This window comes from Bradyrhizobium sp. SZCCHNRI1009 (assembly GCF_032487575.1).
Taxonomy (GTDB): Bacteria; Pseudomonadota; Alphaproteobacteria; order Rhizobiales; family Xanthobacteraceae; genus Bradyrhizobium.
The window spans coordinates 335,932-359,183 of sequence record NZ_JAUEUL010000003.1 but is presented as its reverse complement, the minus strand read 5'-3'; the positions used below and the strand labels follow the sequence as shown (position 1 = coordinate 359,183).

17 protein-coding genes are annotated in these 23,252 nt (G+C 67.1%); 10 read left to right on the top strand and 7 right to left on the bottom strand.

Going from position 1 to position 23,252, the window contains the following annotated elements; all coding sequences use genetic code 11:
• The first annotated feature begins 151 nt into the window (after positions 1-151).
• Positions 152-1,732, top strand: a complete 1,581-nt coding sequence (locus QX010_RS08460; protein WP_316178956.1) for a beta-(1-6) glucans synthase — start codon at positions 152-154, stop codon at positions 1,730-1,732.
• On the opposite strand, the gene QX010_RS08455 is transcribed toward QX010_RS08460, so the two are convergent.
• Together QX010_RS08455 and QX010_RS08450 are read right to left on the bottom strand one after the other, a co-directional pair.
• On the bottom strand, positions 1,692-2,072 hold the full coding sequence (locus tag QX010_RS08455; protein WP_315800038.1) for a hypothetical protein: 381 nt from the start codon (positions 2,070-2,072) through the stop codon (positions 1,692-1,694). The two genes, QX010_RS08460 and QX010_RS08455, sit on opposite strands and share 41 nt — an antisense overlap.
• A 108-nt stretch (positions 2,073-2,180) precedes the next feature.
• Entirely contained in the window at positions 2,181-3,515 is a 1,335-nt protein-coding gene (locus QX010_RS08450; protein ID WP_316178825.1) for a hypothetical protein, read from the bottom strand.
• Between the two features lie 135 nt (positions 3,516-3,650).
• Between QX010_RS08450 and glmU the strand changes: the two genes are divergently transcribed.
• Positions 3,651-4,997 carry a bifunctional UDP-N-acetylglucosamine diphosphorylase/glucosamine-1-phosphate N-acetyltransferase GlmU gene (gene glmU, locus QX010_RS08445; protein ID WP_316178823.1) on the top strand — a complete coding sequence of 449 codons (1,347 nt, stop codon included), beginning with the start codon at positions 3,651-3,653 and terminating at the stop codon, positions 4,995-4,997.
• Between the two features lie 226 nt (positions 4,998-5,223).
• Here glmU and QX010_RS08440 read toward each other — a convergent pair whose 3' ends face one another.
• Positions 5,224-5,454 (bottom strand): hypothetical protein, encoded by a 231-nt coding sequence (locus tag QX010_RS08440; RefSeq protein ID WP_315800034.1) that lies wholly within the window; start codon positions 5,452-5,454, stop codon positions 5,224-5,226.
• Positions 5,455-5,693: 239 nt separating this feature from the next.
• Between QX010_RS08440 and glmS the strand changes: the two genes are divergently transcribed.
• The 3 genes from glmS to QX010_RS08425 all read left to right on the top strand — a co-directional run bounded on the left by glmS (position 5,694) and on the right by QX010_RS08425 (position 9,355).
• Positions 5,694-7,520 carry a glutamine--fructose-6-phosphate transaminase (isomerizing) gene (gene glmS / locus QX010_RS08435; RefSeq protein WP_316178821.1) on the top strand — a complete coding sequence of 609 codons (1,827 nt, stop codon included), beginning with the start codon at positions 5,694-5,696 and terminating at the stop codon, positions 7,518-7,520.
• Between the two features lie 226 nt (positions 7,521-7,746).
• Complete coding sequence (locus QX010_RS08430) at positions 7,747-8,361, top strand: LysE family translocator (RefSeq protein ID WP_316178819.1); 615 nt, start codon at positions 7,747-7,749, stop codon at positions 8,359-8,361.
• Between the two features lie 196 nt (positions 8,362-8,557).
• Positions 8,558-9,355 carry a DUF502 domain-containing protein gene (locus QX010_RS08425; protein ID WP_316178817.1) on the top strand — a complete coding sequence of 266 codons (798 nt, stop codon included), beginning with the start codon at positions 8,558-8,560 and terminating at the stop codon, positions 9,353-9,355.
• A 44-nt stretch (positions 9,356-9,399) separates the two neighbouring features.
• On the opposite strand, the gene QX010_RS08420 is transcribed toward QX010_RS08425, so the two are convergent.
• Positions 9,400-9,774, bottom strand: a complete 375-nt coding sequence (locus tag QX010_RS08420) for a VOC family protein (protein WP_315800031.1) — start codon at positions 9,772-9,774, stop codon at positions 9,400-9,402.
• Positions 9,775-10,052: 278 nt separating this feature from the next.
• Here QX010_RS08420 and QX010_RS08415 point away from each other — a divergent pair, with 278 nt between their 5' ends.
• Both QX010_RS08415 and QX010_RS08410 read left to right on the top strand, forming a co-directional pair.
• The gene (locus QX010_RS08415; protein ID WP_316178816.1) at positions 10,053-11,933 is read left to right on the top strand and encodes an autotransporter domain-containing protein; all 1,881 of its coding nucleotides are present in this window, start codon (positions 10,053-10,055) and stop codon (positions 11,931-11,933) included.
• A 164-nt stretch (positions 11,934-12,097) separates the two neighbouring features.
• Positions 12,098-12,952 (top strand): NAD(P)-dependent oxidoreductase, encoded by an 855-nt coding sequence (locus QX010_RS08410; RefSeq protein WP_316178814.1) that lies wholly within the window; start codon positions 12,098-12,100, stop codon positions 12,950-12,952.
• Between the two features lie 99 nt (positions 12,953-13,051).
• Here the strand turns inward: QX010_RS08410 and recG are convergent, their stop codons facing one another.
• Complete coding sequence (gene recG, locus QX010_RS08405; protein WP_316178812.1) at positions 13,052-15,154, bottom strand: ATP-dependent DNA helicase RecG; 2,103 nt, start codon at positions 15,152-15,154, stop codon at positions 13,052-13,054.
• A 193-nt stretch (positions 15,155-15,347) separates the two neighbouring features.
• On the opposite strand from recG, the gene QX010_RS08400 reads away from it, so the two are divergent.
• The 3 genes from QX010_RS08400 (at position 15,348) to QX010_RS08390 (ending at position 20,327) form a co-directional block, all read left to right on the top strand.
• Complete coding sequence (locus tag QX010_RS08400) at positions 15,348-15,635, top strand: succinate dehydrogenase assembly factor 2 (RefSeq protein ID WP_315800027.1); 288 nt, start codon at positions 15,348-15,350, stop codon at positions 15,633-15,635.
• A complete protein-coding gene (gene mfd / locus QX010_RS08395; RefSeq protein WP_316178810.1) occupies positions 15,635-19,150 on the top strand; it encodes a transcription-repair coupling factor in 3,516 nt (1,171 codons plus the stop codon). Before QX010_RS08400 ends, mfd begins: the two co-directional genes overlap by 1 nt.
• 466 nt (positions 19,151-19,616) lie before the next feature.
• Entirely contained in the window at positions 19,617-20,327 is a 711-nt protein-coding gene (locus QX010_RS08390; RefSeq protein WP_316178808.1) for a hypothetical protein, read from the top strand.
• 42 nt (positions 20,328-20,369) lie between these two features.
• Here the strand turns inward: QX010_RS08390 and QX010_RS08385 are convergent, their stop codons facing one another.
• The gene (locus tag QX010_RS08385; RefSeq protein WP_315800025.1) at positions 20,370-21,602 is read right to left on the bottom strand and encodes a GGDEF domain-containing protein; all 1,233 of its coding nucleotides are present in this window, start codon (positions 21,600-21,602) and stop codon (positions 20,370-20,372) included.
• A 113-nt stretch (positions 21,603-21,715) separates the two neighbouring features.
• Positions 21,716-23,224, bottom strand: a complete 1,509-nt coding sequence (locus QX010_RS08380) for a class I adenylate-forming enzyme family protein (RefSeq protein WP_316178806.1) — start codon at positions 23,222-23,224, stop codon at positions 21,716-21,718.
• Positions 23,225-23,252 lie beyond the last annotated feature (28 nt).

The following is a 23,252-nucleotide window of genomic DNA, read 5'->3' as shown; positions in this document are numbered from 1 at the left end:
CATCGTAAAAGGGTGATTTGGAGCGGGTACGCCCGGTGCGCCGGCGGGCCCGATCGCCTACTTGGCAGATCGCCGCCGACCGGGTAATCGACACCACCCTGCCTGGAGAACGGAACTGAAATCCCTCCCTACGCCGCTGGCGCTTCTGCTCATATCCTTGGGTGTCATCGCCGCCGCGTGGTGGTGGCTGGCCAAGCCGATCACGCTCGCGCGCGCGCCGATCGAGCCGGCTTCCAAGCTGCAGTGCGTGTCCTATGCGCCGTTCCGCGGCCAGCAGAGCCCGCTCGATCCGACCACCCATATCGACGCCGAGCAGATCGAGCAGGACCTGGTGCAACTCGCCAAGATCTCCGAATGCGTGCGCACCTATTCGATCGAGAACGGCCTCGACCAGGTGCCGGGAATCGCCGCCCGGGTCGGCATCAAGGTCATCCAGGGCATCTGGCTCGGCTCAAACAAGCTGAAGAACCAGCAGCAGATCGGCATCGCGGTCGACCTGATCAAGCGCTATCCCGGCGTCATCACGGCGGTCGTGGTCGGCAACGAGGTGCTGCTGCGCGGCGAGATGACGACCGCCGACCTCGCCGCCACCATCCGCAGCGTCAAGGCGCAGGTCACGGTTCCTGTGACCTATGCCGACGTCTGGGAGTTCTGGCTGCGCAACCGCGAGCTCTACGACATCGTCGACTTCGTCACGGTTCATATCCTGCCGTACTGGGAGGACATCCCGGTGCGCGCGAAATTCGCCGCCTCCCATGTCGACGCCATCCGCCAGCAGGTCGGCGTCGCCTTTCCGGGCAAGGAGATCCTGATCGGCGAGACCGGCTGGCCGAGCGAGGGGCGCATGCGCGAGGGCGCGCTGCCGTCGCGCGCCAACCAGGCCCGCGTGGTCTCGGAGATCCTCTCGCTCGCCAAGCGCGAGAATTTCCGCGTCAACCTGATCGAGGCCTATGACCAGCCCTGGAAGCGCAAGCTCGAAGGCACCGTCGGCGGCTATTGGGGCCTGATCAGCGACGACACGCGCACGCTGAAATATCCGCCGGGCCAGCCCGTCAGCAACTATCCGCTGTGGAAGCTGCAGATGGGCGGCGGCATGATCCTGTCCTTCGCGGTGTTCCTCGCCGGCTGGCTGACGGTGCGGCGCCGGCCCTGGCCGCCGCACATCTCGGCCTGGATCGGCGTCGGCATTTCCGCGACCACGGCCGGCGTGCTGTTCGGCATGGCCGCCGACAAGATGTTCTACGAGAGCCTCGGTGTCGGCGGCTGGCTGCAATGGGGCGCGCTGCTCGCCGCCGGCGTGCTGGCGCCGATCCTGGCCGCCAATGCGGCGATGGCCGGGCGGCCACTGCCGACCTTCCTCGACCTGCTCGGACCGAATGACGGCCGCAAGCAGCTGAAGATCACCTACCTGCTGGCCCTGGTCCTGGTCGTGACCGTGCTGATCGCGGCCGAGACGGCGCTCGGCTTCGTGTTCGACCCGCGCTACCGCGATTTCCCGTTCGCCAGCCTGACCATGGCGGTGGTGCCATTCGCGATGCTGCTCGGCAACCGTCCGACGCAGGGCCCGCGGCCGATCGCCGAGGCATGCTTCGCCGGACTGCTGGCGATCTCCTCGGTCTACGTGATCTACAACGAGGGCCGCGACAACTGGCAGGCGATGTGGACCTGCGCGATGTATCTGCTGCTGGCGTTCACGCTGTGGCGGGCGCGGGCCGCGCAAAGCCGAGGATGAGCAGGCCGATCGCCAGCCCCGACAGCACGATGTTGTAGAGCACGATGCCGAGGCCGGCGGCGATCAGCCCGCCGGTCAAGAGCACGATCGACGGCCGCATCACGTGCAGCACCGCGATCACCAGCGCGGTGGCGCCAAACACCGAATTCTTGAACAGCGGGGTCGCCACCGCCCGGCTCTTGCAGGCCAGCGTCTGCAGGCCGGCGTCGCAGGCGAGCGCGACGCTCGACAGCTCGATCGCCAGATAGCGCAGATAGAGGGCATAGCCGACGGTGACGAAGCCGACGATCAGGAGCCATTGCACCTGATAGGGCGAGAGGCGGAACGGGGTCTTTTTCATGCGCCGGACTATGCTGCGGAAAGGACGTGCGGACAAGCCGCAAAGCCGGTTCGCGGACTGCTTTCACAATCCGTCCCAACCGGCTTTGACCGCTCGCTGATTTGAGACTCAGGAGCGGCGGAAGAACGACGACAGCGCCGACGGCTGCTCGGGCTTGGGCGCCTCGGCCGGCGGCGGCGACGGCGCGGCTGCCGTGGGCGGCGGCTCCTCGCGCTTGCCGTGGCGCTGCTGCTGGGCCTGCGGCTGATAGGTGCGCCGGCGCTGCACCGGCTTCGGGGCGGCGGCCGCGGGAGCGCCCGGCTTGGCCGCCTCCGGCTCCTCGCGGACCGCGAGGCGCTGGCCGTCATAGACGGTGGTCTCGCAGGCGCGCTGGCTCTCGGCGAGCACCGCGCAGATCTTCGCCGCCGTCGCCGCGTCACTCAACGGACCGGCGCCGAGCCGCAGCTGCATGCCCGGACCGCCTCGGCCTTCCTTGAGAATGACGATCGGCCTGAGCGAGGCGAGGTCGGCATGGGTTCTTACGAGGTCCCGCCACAGCGCCCGCAAGCCGCCGAGCGAGTTGGCCGCGCCGAGATCGACGGCAAATTCGGTCTTCTGGACCGCCGTGACCGCGGCGTCGGTGCTGTCACTGCCCTTGGCGCCGGCGGCCTCGGCGGGTTCAGCTCTTGCGAGCTTGTCGGTCTCGGCCGGCTTGCCGGCCGGGTCCGGTGCGCCAGCGGGCAGCGGCTTGGAACCAGCTGCTGCGACCGCAGGGGCGGGCGAGGCAGATGGTGTCGGGGACGGGGCCGCAGACACAGGCGATGACGAAGCTCCCGAGGCCGGCTCCTGCTTCGTCTTGTCGGCGCTCGCGGCAGCCGACGGAGCCACCGGCTGAGCCGGATTGGGTCCGGCCGCTCCGCTGGGAATCGGCATGAACGGGGACGCGTTCGCGAATGCCGGCAGGGGGCTGGGCGCCACGGAACTCGACGGAACCGCAGCCGGGGCGAGGGATTCCACGGCTGCGATCTGCGGCGCGGGCCCGGCCCTGCTGGCGGGATTCGGGGACGCCTGGGCGCTCTGCTTGGCCAGCGCGCCGGTCACCGAGTCCAATCCCTGCTCGAGCACGGTCACGCGCGCGTACAGCCGGTCCCGGTCGGTGTTGAGCGTCTCGATGGCCGCGCCGAGCTGGCGCGCCTCGCCCTGGGTCTCACGGGCCAGCGACTGCAGCAGTTGCGCCTGGCGCGACAGGTCGGCCGCAGAAACACGGTCCTGCCGCCATCCCTGTGCGGCCTGATTGGTGAAAACGGCCAGGCCGACGGCGCCGACGGCGCCAGCCCCCCACCAGCCGAGCCGCCACAGCGCGCGGCGATCGAACTCGTTCTCGTCGGCAAACAGTCCAGACAGAGTCGTGCCCGTCTTCTCAGCTGCATTTGCGCCGGCGGATTTGCGGGAGTCCTTAGCCATGAACCTGCCTTAATCGAATCACGAAGCGAACATTAACAGGAAAACCACCAGCGGCTTCAGCCGGTGCGGTTTGCCCCGCGCAGAAAACGCATTATGACAGCGCGACCTATGCGCTCCCTTCATCCCAGGTGTTTCATGACCGCTCGATCCAGTCTGACCATCGTGCTTGCGGCAGGCGAGGGCACCCGGATGCGCACGAGCGTGCCCAAGGTGCTGCATCCCGTCGCCGGCGAATCACTGCTGGCGCACGTCCTGGCGGCGGCGCCGCATGGGGATGGCGCCCGCGTCGCGGTGGTGGTCGGGCCGGGGCACGACGCGGTCGAGAAGGAAGCCCGGCGCCTGCGCCCGGATGCGGATATCTTCGTCCAGCGCGACCGGCTGGGGACGGCGCATGCGGTGCTGGCGGCGCGGCAGGCGATCGCGCGCGGCGCCGACGATCTGCTGGTCGCGTTCGGCGACACGCCGCTGATCACGGCCGAGACGTTCGCGCGGCTGCGGGCGGCGCTCGCCGAAGGCGCGGCACTCGCCGTGCTCGGCTTCCGCGCCGCCGATCCGACCGGCTATGGACGCCTGCTGCTCGACGGATCGAAGCTGGTCGCGATCCGCGAGCAGGCCGATGCGAGCGAAGCGGAGCGGGCGATCACGCTGTGCAATGCCGGGGTGATGGCGATGGACGGCCGTCGCGCGCTGGGGATCCTCGACAGGATCGGCAATGCCAACAGCAAGGGCGAGTACTATCTGGTCGATGCGGTGGCGATCGCGCGCGAGCAGGGGCTCGATGCGGTCGTGATCGAAACCTCCGAGGACGAGGTGCGCGGCATCAACACCAAAGCGCAACTCGCCGAGGCCGAGGCGGTGATGCAGACCCGGCTGCGCCGCGCGGCGATGGATGCGGGCGTGACGCTGATCGCGCCGGAGACCATCTATCTCGCCGCGGATACGACGTTCGGCAAGGACGTGACCATCGAGCCGTTCGTCGTGATCGGCCCCGGCGTGTCGATCGGCGACGGCGCGGTGGTGCATTCATTCTCGCACATCGTGCAGTCCAAGCTCGGCCGCAACAGCCTGCTCGGGCCGTTCGCGCGGCTGCGGCCCGGAACGTCGCTCGGCGACGGCGCCAAGATCGGCAATTTCGTCGAGGCCAAGGCTGCGGTGCTGGAGCCGGGCGTGAAGGTCAATCACCTGTCCTATATTGGCGACGCCCATGTCGGCGCCAATACCAACATCGGCGCCGGCACCATCACCTGCAATTATGACGGCTTCAACAAGCACAAGACGAACATCGGCGAGGGCGCCTTCATCGGCACCAACACCTCGCTGGTGGCGCCGATCAACATCGGCGCGCGCGCCTATATCGGCTCGGGCTCGGTGATCACGCGCGACGTGCCCGACGATGCGCTGGCGCTGGAGCGCAGTCCGCAGACGACGCGCGAAGGTGCCGCGGCGCGATTCCGGAATGCCAAGCAACGCCACAAAAAATAGGCGCGAGCCGGGGCAGGGCAGCTTGGATTTCGGTTAACTGCTGTTCGATCTCGTCGGTGCGATTCTGACTGCGATCGTACGGCTAGCCATGTTTTCTGGCCGCGTCGTTTACGCCACGCTTGGTACAACTCCCCCTTTGGAGATCATGTTGCTGACCGGGCTCGGCATATGGGCCCTGATCGGTGCGATCACCGCTTGGGTCTTTCTATAGGCGCCACGCGCTTGTTCACTCTTCGTCGTCCTGGAACTCGGCGAACATCGCGCGCGTCAGGCGCCAGCCGCGGCGGGTGGCGTGCTTGACCGGCTCGTTCTTGCTCTGATGCTTGATCGGCATCGGCTTCAGCTCGTGACTCAGCGTCGGCGGCGGCCAGTGCGCCAGATGGCTCCCGGACGCCGGATGTGACAGGCTGAGCGAGCTGGTTCCCTTTGGATCAGTTGGGCGGCGGTAAAAGGCCATGGGTCATCTCCGACGCGATAGTCTTGTGCGAAAGCGTTGACCGCACGTTAAGCCCGCTCCGAACCGACCTCCGTGTCGAACCGGAGCTGCCGGCCTGCCGCGTGGTTAAGCCTTGCGTGAAGTCTTGCACTTAACCCTGTCGCAATCCGCAATAATTATTGAATCCTGAAAGCGCGCGGTTTTCGTTAAGACAATGCCACGCTTTTGAATCTCTCTCGACGATTTGAGGACTGGCGCTGATGTGCGGAATCATCGGGATCCTGGGACGCGGGCCGGTTGCCGAGCATCTCGTCGATTCCCTGAAACGTCTCGAATATCGCGGCTACGATTCCGCGGGCGTTGCCACGCTCGAGGGCGATCATCTGGACCGGCGGCGCGCCGAGGGCAAGCTGAAGAACCTCGAGAAGCGGCTCGAGCAGCAGCCGCTGAAGGGGCACGCCGGCATCGGTCATACCCGCTGGGCCACCCACGGCAAACCGACCGAGAGCAACGCGCATCCGCACGCAACTGACAATGTTGCCGTGGTGCATAATGGCATCATCGAGAATTTTCGCGAACTACGGGCCGAGCTCGAAAAGCAGGGCGCCAGGTTCGCATCCGAGACCGACACCGAGACCGTCGTCCATCTGGTCAATTCCTATCTGCTGAAGGGCCGCACGCCGCAACAGGCGGTCGCTGCGTCGCTGCCGCAGTTGAAGGGCGCCTTCGCGCTGGCCTTCCTGTTCAAGGGCCATGGCAATCTCCTGATCGGCGCCCGCAAGGGCTCGCCGCTGGCGCTCGGCTATGGCGACGGCGAGATGTTCCTCGGCTCCGATGCGATCGCGCTGGCGCCGTTCACCGACACGATCAGCTATCTCGACGACGGCGACTGGGTCGAGATCACCCGCGACTCCGGCATCATTCATGACGCTTCCGGCGCAGTGGTGAAGCGCGACGTTCTGAAATCCGGCGCGTCGTCGTTCCTGGTCGACAAGGCCAATTATCGCCACTTCATGGCCAAGGAGATCCACGAGCAGCCGGAGGTCGTCGGCCACACCCTGGCACGCTACGTCGACATGGGCACCGAGCGCGTGATGCTGCCGGCGCGGCTGCCGTTCGACTTCAAGGACATCCAGCGCATCTCGATCACCGCCTGCGGCACCGCGAGCTACGCCGGCTTCGTCGCCAAATACTGGTTCGAGCGCTTCGCGCGCGTGCCGGTCGAGCTCGACGTCGCCTCCGAGTTCCGCTACCGCGAGGCGCCGCTGCGCAAGGGTGATCTCGCCATCTTCATCTCGCAGTCCGGCGAGACCGCCGATACCCTGGCCGCGCTGCGTTATGCAAAGTCGCAGGGCGTCCACACGCTCTCGGTCGTCAACGTGCCGACCTCGACCATCGCCCGCGAGAGCGAGATCGTGATGCCGACGCTCGCGGGTCCCGAGATCGGCGTTGCCTCGACCAAGGCGTTTACCTGCCAGCTGATGGTGCTGGCAGCGCTCGCGATTGCCGCCGGGCGCGGGCGTGGCGAATTGTCCGAGGAAGATGAGACCAAGCTGGTGCATGGCCTGGTCGAAGTGCCCCGCCTGATCGCGGCCGCGTTGACCACCGAGCCGCAGATCGAGAAGCTCGCCCGCGAGATCGCCAAGTCGAAGGACGTGCTCTATCTCGGCCGCGGCACCTCCTATCCGCTGGCGCTCGAAGGCGCGCTGAAGCTGAAGGAGATCTCCTACATCCATGCCGAGGGCTACGCCGCCGGTGAGCTCAAGCATGGGCCGATCGCGCTGATCGACGAGACCATGCCGGTCGTCGTCATCGCGCCGTATGACCGCGTGTTCGAAAAGACCGTGTCGAACATGCAGGAGGTCGCCGCGCGCGGTGGCAACATCATCCTGATGACCGATGCCAAGGGCGCCGAGGAGGCGACCGTGGACTCGCTGGTCACGATCACCATGCCGGACATGGCCGCGACCTTCACGCCGATCGTCTACGCCATCCCGGTCCAGCTGCTGGCCTATCACACCGCCGTGGTGATGGGCACCGACGTCGACCAGCCGCGCAACTTGGCGAAGTCGGTCACGGTGGAGTAGATACGCCGCCGCTTGCCGCGTCCAAGCGATGCTCTCGCGTCGCCTTGAGAACCAGTTGGGCGTGAGTTGCGACGCGGCCTCTGCACATTCGCTGTCATCCCGGCGAACGCCGGGATCCATAACCACCTCACTTCGTGGCTGGCAGCTCCAGCGAGGCCCAAACCACCTCCCGGGACGACGGCCGAGTTTGCCTGTGCTGTGGCGCAACTGATTGACAGGGATTCCGATGGCACTCGACACTTGGCTGCTGTTCCTGCTCACGAGCATCGGAATCTCCCTGACGCCCGGACCCAACGGCCTGCTTGCCCTGACGCATGGCGCGCTGCATGGCGGTCGCAGGACATTGTTCACGATCGCGGGTGGCCTGATCGGCTTCGTCCTCGTCATCGCGCTGTGCATGTTCGGCATCGGCGCGCTGGTGCAAGCGTCGATCACCTGGCTCGTGGTCCTGAAGTGGGTCGGCGGACTCTATCTTGCCTGGCTCGGGATCAAGCTCTGGTTCGCGCCGCCGGTGGGCGTCGATCTGGCCGGCCAGACCCTGGCGGCCCGCCCGCAGGCGCTGTTCCGCCAGGGCTTCCTGACCGCGGCCACCAACCCGAAATGCCTGCTGTTCTTCAGCGCTCTGCTGCCACAATTCATCGATCCCGATCGCAGCCTGGCGGTGCAGTTCGCCGTCGTGGCCGTCACCTATACGGTGACGGAGTTCGTCACCGAATACGCCATTGCCAGCGCGGCAGCCCGGGTTCGTCCGTGGCTCGCCCGGGTCGGGCGGCGCTTCAACCAGGTCTGTGGCGGCATCTTCGTGGCGGTCGGTCTGGCCCTGCCGCTGCGTAGCGCCTAGGCGCGGCGGGTTTGCCCTTTTGAGTGGCTCCTCGCCCCCGCAGGGATCGAAATCGACGGCTTGCGCGCTGACTTGGGGCCCGACTGCCGGGCCACAGGTCAGCGGCAAAGCGCGCGTGTGTCGGAAAGAGGGCCTTTGCCCTTCAAAAATCTGCTAAGACCCCTAGCTGAGATTTGATCCCTACCCGGAAGTTCGCATGAGTTCCCGCGACGACCTGCCGCCTGAGACCGATCCCTTGGCCGATGTTCCGGCCGAGACGCCCCACCATGGGCTAATGTTCAGGTTTCGCAATTATTTCCTGACCGGCCTCGTCGTCGCCGGACCCGTTGCCATCACGCTCTACATCACCTGGTGGTTCGTGACCTGGGTGGACGGACTGGTTCGGCCGTTCGTGCCGCTGGTCTATCGTCCGGAAACCTATCTGCCGTTCGGCGTGCCCGGCTCCGGCCTGATCGTGGCCGTGATCGGACTGACGCTGCTCGGCTTCCTGACGGCCAACCTGATCGGCCGCACCCTGGTCGACCTCGGCGAGCGGCTGCTCGGCCGCATCCCGGCAGTGCGGGCGATCTATCGCGGCCTCAAGCAGGTGTTCGAGACGCTGTTCTCGGGCAAGGGTTCGAGCCTGCGCCGTGTCGGCCTGGTCGAGTTTCCCTCGCCCGGCATGTGGTCGATCGTGCTGATCTCGCAGCCGCCGAGCGCGGAGATTTCGAGCCGGCTGCCCGGTGACGACGAGCAGATCTCGGTGTTCTTGCCGTGCGCGCCGAACCCCACCACCGGCTTTTTCTTCTATCTGCCGCGGAGCAAGATCATCGAGGTGGACATGAGCGCCGAGGACGCGGCGACGCTGATCATGTCCTGCGGCGTGGTGCAGCCGGGATCGGACCAGCAGAAAAAAGTCGCGGCGCTGGCCAACATGGCCAACGCGGCGCGCCTCGCCAACGCACCCGCGCAGCCATCGCCGCACCGCGAGCCCGAGCCGGCCAAGGCGGACTAGGCTGAAAGGCCGACTGGCGCGAAGGGCCAGCCACTGCGGAAGAGCTAGGCCGCATCCTGCGGAACGAACACGCGCAGGCGATGTCCATCCGGATCGAGCGCGACGAACGTCGTTCCGAAATCCATCCGCGTCGGCGCCTGCGCGATCGAAAGTCCGCGCGCCTTCCAGTCGTCGTGCAGCCTTTGGACCTCGCCGGCATCGCCGACCGCGAACGCGACCTCGCCGAAGCCTGCTGCGCCGGCCGCTGGCGGCTCGACCGTGTGCCGCGACCACAGGCCCAGCATGACGCCCTCGCGCAGCGGCAGCATGGCGAACGTCGGCGATTGTTCGATCACGGGCCGGCCAAGCAGATCCGCATAGAAGGCCGCGCTGCTCGGCGGGTTGTCGACGTAGAGGATCAGGAAATTGAACTCGGGCATCGTCTTTTCTCCGGTGGCGGCGCCGGCTGCGGCGCGTCAGCCACACGACTAGCCGAGCTCCCTGCCAGATTCTGTCAGCAGCCTTCGCGAGCACGGTCGGCGGCGGTCCGGTCCGCCCAGCGGGCAAACGTGCGCATCGCGGCACTTTGCACTGCATGATGATGCGAGGAAGGCACAGCCACGGATGTCGTCGTTCCTACAACCAGCGGGCGGTGGTGTTTCGAATGGTCACCATGGAAACATCGGGCAAACAAAAGTATGACGTTGGGGAAGCGCGTATGAGGCCTGTGAGTAGAACGACGTTGTTGTGCGTGGTCGCGCTGTCCGTAGCGTCGCTGCAACTGACCGGGCCGGCGGCAGCCCAGACCACCTATACGCGCATTCAGGCATTTGGCGACAGCTACGCCGATACGGGCAATCTCTGGACCTTCACCGGCGGGGCCGGCAAGCTGCCGCTCTATCCCACCGGCCGCTTCAGCGGCGGCACCAATTTCGTCGACACGACATCGGCGCTGCTCGGCATTCCCCAGCTCAACTACGCGATCGGCGGCGCCATGGCCGGCAACACCAACGTAGTGGCGCCCGGCATTCCCGGCTTCTTCCAGGAGTGGAGCGGACTGACCGGCTTCTCCGGCAGGGTCTCATCGACCGACCTCGTCGAAATTTCCGTCGGCGGCAATGACGCACGAGCCTACTACCGCGCCGGTGGCTCGCTCGCTGGAGCGCCGACGGCCGCGGCCGTCACGGCTCAGCAGGCCATGGCCGGCATCAACGCGCTGGTCGGGGACGGTGCGCGCAGCATCGTGTTCACGGCCGGCGATGTCAGCACCTTGCCGGAGGCCGTCGGCAACGCCAATGCTCCAGCCGGCAAGGCCTACAGCACGACCTACAACAGCCTGATGCAGCAGTCGCTCGCCGGCGTCGCGCGTTCGGGCGTACGTGTCGAGTATGTCGACACCGGACTGGTGGGGACGCTGATCCAGGCCAATCCGTCGCGCTATGGCTTCACCAATGTCGGCGCCTGTCCGATCGCCTGCATCGGCAATCCTGCGCTGCAGAACCAATACCTGTTCTATGTCGATGGCGTGCACCTGACGTCACACGGCTTCGAGGTGCTGGGCCAATATATCGTCAACCGCCTCAACGCGCCGCTGACCTTCGCGCCGCAAGGCGAGGTGGGGTCGATCACGGCGATGGGCTTCGCCTCGACCCTGTTCGGCAAGCTCGACATGTTCCGCGAGACCACGGGCTTTGCTCCATCGACGATGAACGCCTATGGGGCAATGGGCCGCCCGCCCCACACCAAGGCGCCGCCGCTCGCGTCGGTCAGTCCATGGTCGTTCTACATGCAGGGCAATGGCGGCGTCAGCGACCGCCAGGGCAGCGCCGCCTCGAACGGCTTCAATCTCGACAGCATCGGCGGCACGATTGGCGTCGAGTACCGGCTGTCGGCGAACGCCATGATCGGCACCGCCTTCGACTACTCCAACCCGAAGGCGAGGCTGTTCAACAGCGCCGGCACCACGGATGCCAACTCCTATCAGTTCGGCCTCTACGGCGCCTGGGCCAGCAGCAACCTGTTTGCGGAAGCGCTCGCGACGATCGGCCATCAGGACTATCGCAACACGCGGCCGGGCGTCGTCGACACCATCACCTCCAATCCCGGCGGCACGACCTTCGTCGCGGCCGGCAAGGCCGGTTACCTGTTCGATGCCGGCACGGCAAAGCTCGGCCCGATCGGCGGGCTGACCTATGCCCGCGCCCGTGTCGACGGCTTCACCGAGACCGGCGATCCTGCGCTCACGCTCGCGGTCGGCTCGCAGACCGCCGAGACCCTGATCGGCAGCGTCGGCGTGCAGCTGCGCACCCCGTTCCAGGTGCAGGGCAACGTCATCAATCCGTACCTGAACCTGACGCTCGATGACGACATCATCGGCAACGGCCGCCTGATTCAGTACAGCGCGACGTCGGCGCCCGTCATCGTCAACAACTGGACCGTTCCGAACGGCATCTCGCACGACGTCTACGGCCGGGTGAGCGCCGGCGTCGTGGCGCCGTTCTGGAGCAATGTGGCGCTGACGGCGACCGTGTCGCGCACCATCGGACGCACGGGTGGCGACGATTTCTTCGGCAGCGGAGGATTGAAGATCGCGTTCTGAGGTCTGCCGCGGCGGCCAGCGTTCTCGGGGGCTCTGAGGGGAGCGTTGAAGTTGCGGCCAAGGCGAGGGCAGCCCGGAAGGGCTGCCCTTCGTTTTCGTGCCTTCAATTTTGTCACGGGGTGCGCATAGTCTTCGAGACCATCGTTGGAACCGGAGCCGTCCTCATGCCCCCCAGCATTGCCGTCATCGCACCGGGCGCAATGGGCGGCGCGATCGCTGCCCGTCTCGTGGAGCACGGCTGCAACGTCCTGACGTCGCTCGAGGGGCGCAGCGCGGCGACGCGGGCGAGAGCGGCCGCATCCGGCATGATCGGCGCCAGCGATGCCGAGATCGCCAATGCGGACATCATCCTGTCGATCGTGCCGCCGGGCGAGGCCGTGGCGCTGGCGGAGCAGCTCGCGACGGTCATCAACCGGAATTCGAGGAAGCCCATCATCGTCGACTGCAATGCCGTCAACGTCGAGACCATCCGGACGATCGAGGACATCGTGCTGTCGTCGGGCGCGCGCCTGGTGGATGCCGCCATCATCGGCCTGCCGCCGAAGCCCGGCACGAAGGGACCGGCCTTCTATGTGAGCGGCGAGGCGTCCGCCGATGTCTCCGTGCTGGGCCAACTCGGGCTCGATCTGCGACGGATCGAAGGACCCATCGGCGCGGCTTCGGCGCTGAAGATGTCCTATGCCGGCATCAACAAGGGGCTGACCGGGCTCGGCGCCGCGATGGTGCTGGCCGCCACCCGCGCCGGCGCAGCGGACGCGCTGCGCGATGAGCTGGCTCTGAGCCAGCCGCACGTGCAGGCGCGGCTCGGCAATGCGCTGCCGGACATGCTGCCGAAGGCCTATCGCTGGGTTGCCGAAATGCGCGAGATCGCGGGCTTCCTGGGAGAGGATCATCCGGCGGCGCTGATCTACGAAGGTTTCGCGCGGCTGTTCGAGCACATCGCGGCGGACGTGCAGGGGGAGGGGGCAGAGGCGGCGCAACTGGTGGCCTTCGCCGAGAGCTGCAAGGCGAAGACGTAGCCGGAACCTCTCCCCGCGTCATTGCGAGCGCAGCGAAGCAATCCAGAATCCCGCGACGACTCTGGATTGCTTCGCTGCGCTCGCAATCACGGCGTTGGTCTATCCCGCGGTCAACAGCGGGATGGCTTCATCCCGTTCGTACAGATACAACAAACAGCGCAGCGCGTCGCTGCGCGGACCCTTCAGCTTCGGATCCTCTTTCAGGATGCGCAGCGCCTCGTCGCGCGCCTGGGTGATCAACTGGGCGTGCACCTCGGGCCGCGCGATGCGATAGCCGGGCAGGCCGCTCTGGCGGATGCCGAGCACGTCGCCTTCGCCGCGCAGCTTGAGATCCTCCTCGGCGATGCGGAAGCCGTCGGTGGTCTCGCGGATCACCGCGAGCCGCGCCTTCGACATCGGCCCGAGCGGCTCGTGATAGAGCAGGATGCAGGTCGAGGCCTCGGAGCCGCGGCCGATGCGGCCGCGCAGCTGGTGCAATTGTGCGAGGCCGAAGCGCTCGGCATTCTCGATCACCATGATGCTGGCGGCCGGCACGTCGACGCCGACCTCGACCACCGTGGTGGCGACCAGCAGGCGCAGCTCATGCGCCGCGAAGCGGCCCATGACCTCGTCCTTCTCGCTGCCCTTCATCTTGCCGTGGACGAGGCCGACCTTGTCGCCGAAGCGCTCGCGCAGGCTCTCGAAGCGATCCGTCGCGTTGGTGAGATGATCGATGCCCTCGGCCTCGGATTCCTCGACCAGCGGGCAGATCCAGTACACCAGCTTGCCGGCATCGAGCGCGCGGCCGACGGCGTCGATGACCTCGCCGAGCCTGCTATCGGCCACCGCGCGGGTGTCGATCGGCTGGCGGCCGGCCGGCTTCTCGCGCAGCTCGGAAATGTCCATGTCGCCGAAATAGGTCAGCACCAGGGTGCGCGGGATCGGCGTCGCCGACAGCACGAGCACGTCGACGGCCTCGCCCTTCGAGGTCAGCGCCAGCCGCTCGCGCACGCCGAAGCGGTGCTGCTCGTCGACGATGGCGAGCGCCAGCGACTTGAAGACCACGTCGTCCTGGATCAGCGCGTGGGTGCCGATCAGGATGTCGATCTCGCCGGCTTCGAGCCGGGCGAGGATGTCGCGGCGCTCCTTGCCCTTCTCGCGTCCGGTGAGGATGACCACGTTCATGCCGGCGCGCGCGGCGAGCGGGGCGATGGTCTTGGCATGCTGGCGCGCCAGGATCTCGGTCGGCGCCATCAGCGCCGCCTGCTTGCCGGCCTCGGCGACGGCGGCTGCGGCCAGCAGCGCCACCACCGTCTTGCCGGAGCCGACATCGCCCTGCAGCAGCCGCAGCATCCGCACCGGCTTTTCGAGATCGGCGGCAATCGCGGCCATCGCCTCGGCCTGCGAGTTCGTCAGCGCATAAGGCAGGGCGTCGATGATCCTGCGGCGCAGGCGGCCGTCGCCGGCATGGCGGTTGCCGGCGGGCCGGCGCAGCTGCGCCCGCACCAGCGCCAGCGCCAATTGGCCTGCGAGCAGCTCGTCGAAGGCGAGGCGCGACCAGAACGGGTTCTCCGGCAGGATGTCGGTCAATTCCTGCGGGACGTGCACCCGCGTCAGCGCCTCCCTCAAGGACGGGAAGTTGCAGCGGCTGAGCACCTCCGGGCTGATCCATTCCGGCAGGTCCGGCAGCTTGGTCAGCGCGGCGGCGATCGCCCGCCGCAGCGAGCCCAGCGCGAGGCCTTCGGTCAGCGGATAGACCGGGTCGATTCCTGACAGTTTTGCAAACCCCGCCTCATCGAGGATGCGGTCGGGATGCACGATCTGCGGCACGCCGTCGTACATCTGCACCGTGCCGGAGACGTAGCGCTTGGCGCCGACCGGCAGGATCTTCTCGATGTAGTCGCCCTTGGGCCGGAAGAACGTCAGCACGACGTCGCCGGTCTCGTCGCTGGCGTAAACGAGGTATGGCGCGCGCGCATTGCGCGAGGGACGGTGGCGGTCGACCGTGACCTCCAGCGTCACGACCGTGCCGACCTCGACGTCGCGGACCTTCGGCCGGTTACGGCGGTCGATCACGCTGGCCGGCAGATGCAGCAGCAGGTCGACCAGCCGCGGCGTCTCGCTGCAGCCGAGCAGGTAGCGCAGCAGCTTGTCCTGCTTCGGCCCGACCCCGGAGAGGGCGGTGACCGGCGCAAACAGGGGATTGAGGATGCTGGGGCGCATGGAGTGAACACTTAAAGCGGTTTGAGAGCCGGGATAGCCGCGAATGCCGAGACATCCACGTCTTTTTCTCAGTTTTCAGGTGCCGGGCATGCCGGTTCTGCAGTCCCGAGGGCTGACAGAGGCGCCGCGCACCGCTATATCAACCGCGCCCGGCACCGTCCGGGCTTTTGGCGTTGTACTGCAGGATGTCGCGATGACTGGAACGACCCGATCGAGCCAAGGCCTTGACGACCGCCGCAAGCGGCTCCTGTTCCGCTGCTGGCATCGCGGCACCCGCGAGATGGATCTGATCCTCGGCCGCTTTGCCGACGCCGAGATCGGCAGCCTCAGCGAGAGCGAGCTGGCCGAGCTCGAGCAACTGCTCGAAGTCCCCGACCCGGACTTTTATGCCGCGGTCACCGGCGCCCGGCCGCTGCCGCCGGAGCAGACCCCGGCGCTGTTCGCTCGCATCAAGGCGTTCCGCGCGGTGGACGCCGACTGATGAAGAGCCCGGTCAAGTCGCCTGCCGAGCATCTCGCGCCGGGGCGCGCGCTGACGCTCGCCAACGTCGCCGAGGGCGCCGAAGGCCTCGTCGTCTCCGACCTCGCGCGCGCCATCGCCGCCAAGCCGAAGCCGCCGGCGGTGAGCCTCGCCGTGGTCTGCCGCGACGGCGCACGCATGCAGCAGCTGGCGCGGGCGCTCGACTTCTTCGCGCCCGATCTTCCTGTCATGCAGTTCCCCGCCTGGGACTGCCAGCCCTATGACCGCGTCTCGCCGCATGGCGGCATCCTGGCCCAGCGCGTCACGACATTGGCGCGGCTGTCGCGCCTCGCCGGCAGCGACAAGCCGCTGATCGTGCTGACCACCGTGAATGCCATCGTCCAGCGCGTGCCGTCGCGCGACACCATGGCCGGGCAGGCACTGTCGGTCGCGCCCGGCCATGTCGTGCCGATGGACTCTGTCGTCGCCTGGCTGGAGCACAACGGCTACCACCGCTCGTCGACCGTGCGCGAGAGCGGCGAATATGCCGTGCGCGGCGGCATCCTCGACCTGTTCCCGGCGGGCCTCGACCAGCCGGTGCGCTTCGACTTCTTCGGCGACAGCCTGGAATCGATCCGCACCTTCGACGCCGAGACGCAGCGAACCCTGCTCGACATGCGCTCGCTCGATCTGGTGCCGGTGTCGGAATTCCAGCTGGTCACCGATACCATCCGCCGCTTCCGCATGGGCTATGTCGCCGAGTTCGGCGCGCCTGAGCGCGACGATGCGCTGTACGAGGCCGTCAGCGAGGGCCGGCGCTATCCCGGCATGGAGCACTGGCTGCCGCTGTTCCACGACAAGATGGAGACGCTGTTCGACTACCTGCCGAACACGCCGGTCGTGATCGAGCCGCAGGGCGAGGACGCCGCGCGCGAGCGCTTCAAGCAGATCATCGATTATTACGACGCGCGTCGCGAGGCCATGGAGCATCCCGGCGGCGGCGCGATCTACAAGCCGCTGACGGTCGACCGCCTGTATCTGACGTCGTCCGAATGGGCTGAGCGGCTCGCAGCCGTTCCGCTGGCGCGGGTGACGCCCTTCGCCGTGCCGGAAGGCACCGGAGTCGTCGATATCGGCGCGCGGCAGGGCCGCAGCTTCGCACCCGAGCGCAACGACGCCGCGGTCAACGTGTTCGAGGCCGTCGTCGCCCATGTCCAGGCGTTGCAGTCTATACGCAAGAAGGTCGTCATCGCGCTGTGGAGCGAGGGCTCGCGCGACCGCATGGCCAGCATGTTGAAGGACCACAAACTGATCCACGTCACCAGCGTCAATACCTGGCGCGTGGTGCAGGCGACGCCACGCAACGAGACCATGCTGGCGCTGCTCGGGCTGGAGTCCGGCTTCGAGACCGACCAGATCGCTGTGATCTCCGAGCAGGACATTCTCGGCGACCGCCTGGTGCGGCCGCGCAAGGCGAGCCGCAAGCTCGACAACTTCATCTCCGAGGTGACGAGCCTCGCGGTCGGCGACATCGTCGTCCATGTCGATCACGGCATCGGCCGTTTCGTCGGCCTGCAGACGCTCGAAGTCGCCGGCGCGCCGCATGACTGTCTCGAGCTGCGCTACGCCGGCGAGACCAAGCTGTACCTGCCGGTCGAGAACATCGAGCTGTTGTCGCGCTACGGCTCCGACCAGACCAGCGTCGAGCTCGACAAGCTCGGCGGCTCCGGCTGGCAGACCCGCAAGGCCAAGCTCAAGAACCGAATCCGCGAAATGGCCGGCGAGCTGATCAAGATCGCCGCCGAGCGCATGCTGCACGAGGCGCCGAAGCTGCCGGTGCAGGCGGGCCTCTACGACGAGTTCTGCGCGCGCTTCCCCTATGACGAAACCGAGGACCAGCTCGCCGCGATCCAGGCGACGCTTGCGGACCTCGAAGCGGGACGACCGATGGATCGGCTGGTCTGCGGCGACGTCGGTTTCGGCAAGACCGAGGTGGCGCTGCGCGCGGCGTTCGCGGTCGCGCTCGACGGCAAGCAGGTCGCCGTGGTGGTGCCGACCACGCTGCTGGCGCGCCAGCACGCGAAAACCTTCACCGAGCGCTTCAAGGGCTTTCCGGTCAACGTCGCTCAGGCCTCGCGCCTCGTCTCGACCAAGGAGCTCAACCAAGTCAAGAAGGGGCTCGCCGACGGCTCGGTCGACATCGTCGTCGGCACCCATGCGCTGCTCGGCAAGTCGATCAAGTTCCGCGATCTCGGCCTCGTCATCGTCGACGAGGAGCAGCATTTCGGAGTCGGCCACAAGGAGCGGCTGAAGCAGCTGCGCGCCGAGGTGCATGTGCTGACGCTGTCGGCAACCCCGATCCCGCGGACCTTGCAACTTGCTTTGACGGGCGTGCGCGAGCTGTCGATCATCGCCTCGCCGCCAGTCGATCGTCTCGCGGTTCGCACCTTCGTCGCGCCGCATGACCCCGTGATGATCCGCGAGGCTCTGCTGCGCGAACGCTATCGCGGCGGCCAGGCGTTCTACGTCGTGCCGCGCATCGACGATCTCGCCGAGGTCAAGGAGTTCCTCGACAAGACCGTGCCGGAGATGAAGGTCGCGGTCGCCCACGGCCAGATGGCGCCGACCGTGATCGAGGACATCATGTCGGCGTTCTACGACGGCAAGTTCGACGTCCTGCTGTCGACCACCATCGTCGAGTCCGGCCTCGACATTCCCCGCGCCAACACACTGATCGTGCACCGCGCCGACATGTTCGGCCTTGCCCAGCTCTATCAGCTGCGCGGCCGCGTCGGCCGCTCCAAGCTGCGCGCCTATGCGCTGTTCACCCTGCCGTCGACTCACAAGATCAGCGCGCAAGCTGAAAAGCGCCTGGGTGTGCTGCAATCGCTGGAGACGCTCGGCGCCGGCTTCCAGCTCGCCAGCCACGACCTCGACATCCGCGGCGCCGGCAATCTCCTCGGCGACGAGCAGTCCGGCCACATCAGGGAGGTCGGCTTCGAGCTCTATCAGTCGATGCTGGAGGAGGCGATCGAGAACCTCAAGGCGGGCATCACCGAGCCGACCGTCGACCGCTGGTCGCCGCAGATCACCATCGGCATGCCCGTGCTGATTCCGGAGGACTACGTCTCCGACCTCTCGGTGCGGCTGTCGCTGTACCGCCGGCTCGCCGATCTCGAGACCGACGACGAGATCGACAACTTTGCCGCCGAGCTGCGCGACCGCTTCGGCAAGCTGCCGGACGAGACGCGCTATCTGTTCAAGGTCGCGGCGATCAAGAACTACTGCCGCCGGGCCAATGTCGAGAAGGTGGATGCCGGTCCGAAGGGCGCCGTCATCGCCTTCCGCGACAACAGTTTTGCCTATCCCGAGCGCCTGGTCGCCTTCATCAAGCGCCACGGCCAGGCCGCCAAGGTACGTCCCGACATGAAGGTCGTGTTCCTGCAGATATGGGAGACGCCGGAGGAGCGGCTGGCCGGCACAACGGATATCCTGAAGGAGCTGGCGGAGCTCGCGGAGAAGAAGAAGGCGGCCTAGCCGGCGCTGAGCGTCACCGAAGCTGCCAGCCGAAATGCAAGGCAAGGCTGGCGATCAGGAACACCGAGACGATCGCGACGACGCTGACCCAGTCAGTCTCGTCCCGTGATTGCCGGTTGTGCATGACGCATGCTCCGCTTGCTGAGATGCCCCCGAGCGCATTTGCGTGATTGCACCAGACAAGTAGGGCAAATGCGCGATCTCAACTTGCATGCATTGGGCTGAGATCGTGATCAGGGAAAACAGTCCGTAGGGTGGGCAAAGCGGCCGCCGTCAGGCGGCAGCGTGCCCACCGTCGCGCGTCGCGTCGTGCCGTCAGATGGTGGGCACGGCGCCATCTGATGGCTCGCATGCGGCAAGACCTTGCACGCGCCTTTGCCCGCCCTACGCAGCACAACGGTTCGACAATTCGGATCAAGCTTGTCTACCATGAACCTGGGTAATCCCTGCACAGCTTGAGCGATGAATGCTGTCTCTCGTCAAAGAACTCATGGCGTTCCTTGTAAGCACGGTCGAACAGCAGGGCCTCGCGGTGAGAGGGACCGTCGTGGAAGGCAGACGGACGCGCCGCCTCATCATCGAACTTTGCCGTGGCCCCGAGATCAGGCTCGAGGCGGAGTTCGGCTTTCACATCCAAAAGCGCGGCGCGCTGCACGTGACGTGGACGACGTGGTTTCGCTGGCCGAAGCCTGAGGAGATGCTTCGCGACCTCCGGCCGCCGTCGCCCTATGATGGTCCCGACGTGCCCGAGATCCGCAAGGCGCGAACCCAGCTGTATGCGATCGCTGGGCTCCGGCCCGTAAATGATCACAAATCCAATCATGTATATTTTTTTCCTCCGGAAGCTGACGCCGTCCGGTGTCATCTCGTAGACGTCGTCGATACCCTGCTGCAAAAGGTCTTGCCGGACTTTCAGCCATACTGCGACGTCGACATATTTAGCCGGGCGGCAATGGAGCCCATGGCGAAATCCCGGCTTGAAATGATGCAGATCAATGTCGCAGCAATCCTGGCTGCAGCTGGCAAGCGCCGCGAATTTGAAGCTTGGCGCGAGGCCTGCAGAAACGGCTTTGTCGGACCGGGTCGGCGAAACGCGACAGGAACCCAGGCCTCTGCCGTCGCATATCAGGAGAAATACATGCTGGCGCTGGAAAGCCGTCTGCTTGACTCGGACTAACGCGAGATCGCCGCCGGGAATTCATCCGGCGGCTGCCCCGCCTCAGGACGCCGCGCGCTGGGCCTCGCCGTAGACCCGGGCCAGCAGGGTGCGCGCGGTGTCAGTCGGCTGCAGCGCGGCGACGGTGATCGACGGCTCGGTGCGGGTGTCGCGCTTGCCGTGCGAGGTGTGGCGCATCACGCTGGAGAGGCGGCGGGCGATGGCATGGGCGGAGCGGAGGTCGGTCTCGGCGAAGACGACCACGACGGAGCCGTTGTCCTCGTGGGTGCCGAAATCCATCCGCCGCATCAGGCGGCTGATGATGCGGGCGCCGTCATATTGCGCGCGCGGGTTGACAGGGTCGAAGGCGAACCGAGCTACCGCGAGGCTGCCGCCGCTCTTCTGCGTCTGGCTGACCGCGGTGGCAAAGTCGCGCGCAAAGGCGTTGCGGGTGAGCAGGCCAGTCTGCGGGTCGAGCATGCCGCCGGCTTCGATGGCGCGCAGCGTGCGGTTGAGGCGGGCTTCGAAGGCGTGCAGGCGGATCAACGGCAGCGCGCTGGCCGCGATGTGCGCGGGAGCGCCGGCGATGATCTCGAGATTGGCGAGTTCCTGCAGCGGCGCCGGCTGGTTGGCAGTGACGACAACGGCAAGGTTGCGGAAGCGGGTGTCCTCGGCGAGCACCGCGAGGAACGCGTCGACCACGCGCGGCGAAAACCCTTCGCCAAGCACGATGCCGTCGATGTCGCGGCTCGACAGATGCTTGGCGGCGGCTTCGATGCTCAGCGCGCCGACGACCGCCATGCGTTCGCCGAGCGCGACCGACAGGCCGGGCAGGGAGCTGCCGCGGCCGAGCAGCAGCACGGTCGCGTCATCCAGCGGATCTGTTTCCGGCAGGGTGGCGTCGGGTGCCTTCTTCTCATCGAGACGGCGCAGCACGGTGGTGTGCAGCGTGCGGACACGCAGCGCCGCGCGCAGCCGCGCCAGCAGCCGCTCGTGATTGTCGCTGCCATGCAAGGGAATGGCGTGGTCGGGCAGGACAGCGCCACCGGGCGCGATGGCGATCAGCGGCACGTAGGGCTTGCGCGCACCGACATGACGCGAGACCGCCGCCAGCTCGGTTGCATCAGCATCCTCGACGACGGCGACGACCGCGGCCGGCTGAACCCGGGACATCGTGCTGATCGCATCAGCCCAGCGCGTCTCGACGGAGGGGAGAATTTGCGCCACCGCGAGGGCCGCACTCAGCGAAGGCCGCGTGGACGAGGAGACGATGAGAAGCGGGCCTTGTGGGGACATCCAGGGAACTCAGGATACGCTGACGATACTGTCGCGATCCTAGGTCGCTCCCGTTAACGCGGCGTCAACACTGTTCCAAACACGCGCGCTCCGCATTCGCACGGACGGCAGCTTCAGCCGCCCGAACTGGCACGGTCGCGGAAGGCCTCGACCATCAGCGGATTGAGCCCGAGCTCAGCGAGCGCTTCCCGCGCGCGCGCATTGTCCATCGCGCGGCCCGCGAGGCGGTGACCGCTGAGACGGTCGGGCAGAGCGGTCAGCAGCGCGCCCTGGCCGAGCCGCCGCGACCATTCGTGCAGGTCCTGCGCAAGGAAGCGGTAGCCGCCAACGGCCATCACGCCGGCCGGCGGCGCCGTGATCGAGATCGTGTCCTGGGCACGGTCGAGGCGCACGGCATACTCGGTGTCGACGTAGTCGCGCGGCGCTGCCGGCATCAGCGAGTCGCTCGGCGGCGGCGGAGGAGCGTAGGCGGCGAGCACGACCATCGGCCCCCGCAGCCCGAGCGTGCCCTTCGGCGTCACCAGGATCTCGCCGGCGATCGATGAGCCCGGCTGTTCGCGCGGCGCGCCCTGGCGGCCTGGTTTGACCGGCCCGGGACTGCCATCGGCCGCGGTGCGGCGAACGGCGAACAGTCCGGCTTCGCCGAACAGATAGACGTCGGTCATCTCGATGTCGCGCGTCTTCCAAGATGCGCTCGACGCCACCTGCTCGGGCGCGCGCCACATGCCGAGCACGTAACGCAGGTTCGGCAGCCGCGAGGCGAGGTCGCCCTCGTCGAGACGCAAGGCGAGTTGGGCCGGCGCGATCAGCGTATCGCAGGCGAGCTCCGCGAGCTGCTGTTCCAGCACGTCGGCGTCGAACGGGTGATGCAGCGCAAGGGTGCCGCCGGACAACAGCCATGTCACGACCGAAGCGGCAAGGCCGGCGAATGACGACGGCAGGAAGGCCGACATCATGTTCACGCCCTGCGGCAGATCGCTCTCGAGCGAGACGGCGAGCCCCCCGGCGATCAGGCTCAAATGGGTGCGCGGGACGGCGCGGAAGCCGTCGGCGGTCACGTCGAACGAGACGATCGCGGCCTTGCGGCCGTCCGGCATCAGCCCACGCGTCGAGCGCGAAGGCTTCGCGATCGACTGGTCGAGCGAATACATCCCCTCGGGCAGGTCGGAGCCGAAGCCGCAGACGTGGCGGATCGAGAACGCCTCCGCCGCCGCATTCATCGCGAGATCGGAGTGAATCACGCCGTCGATCTTCGACATCGTGACGATGGCGCGCGCGCTGGTGCGGTTCAGCGCCGCCACGAGCTCCGACTGACGCCACAGCAGTGGGAACACGGCGACGACGAGGCCGGCGCGATGCGCGGCCAACACCGTCAGCACGAACTCGATCGTGTTGGGCAGCTGGACCGCGATCACCGAATGGGCGGGCAGGCCGGCGTCGATGAAATGCGCCGCCAGCGCCGAGATCACGCGATCGGCTTCGGCATAGGTCAGGCGCATCGGCGGCCGCCCGGTGACGCGCTGCTTGTTGATGGGATCGACCAGCGCGACCGCATCCGGCTTGCGCGCCAGGATGCGTTGAAACAACGCGTCGAGCGTCGGCGACGTATTGGCCTGATTCACCTGTTGCCCCGTACTTTCACGGACCCGG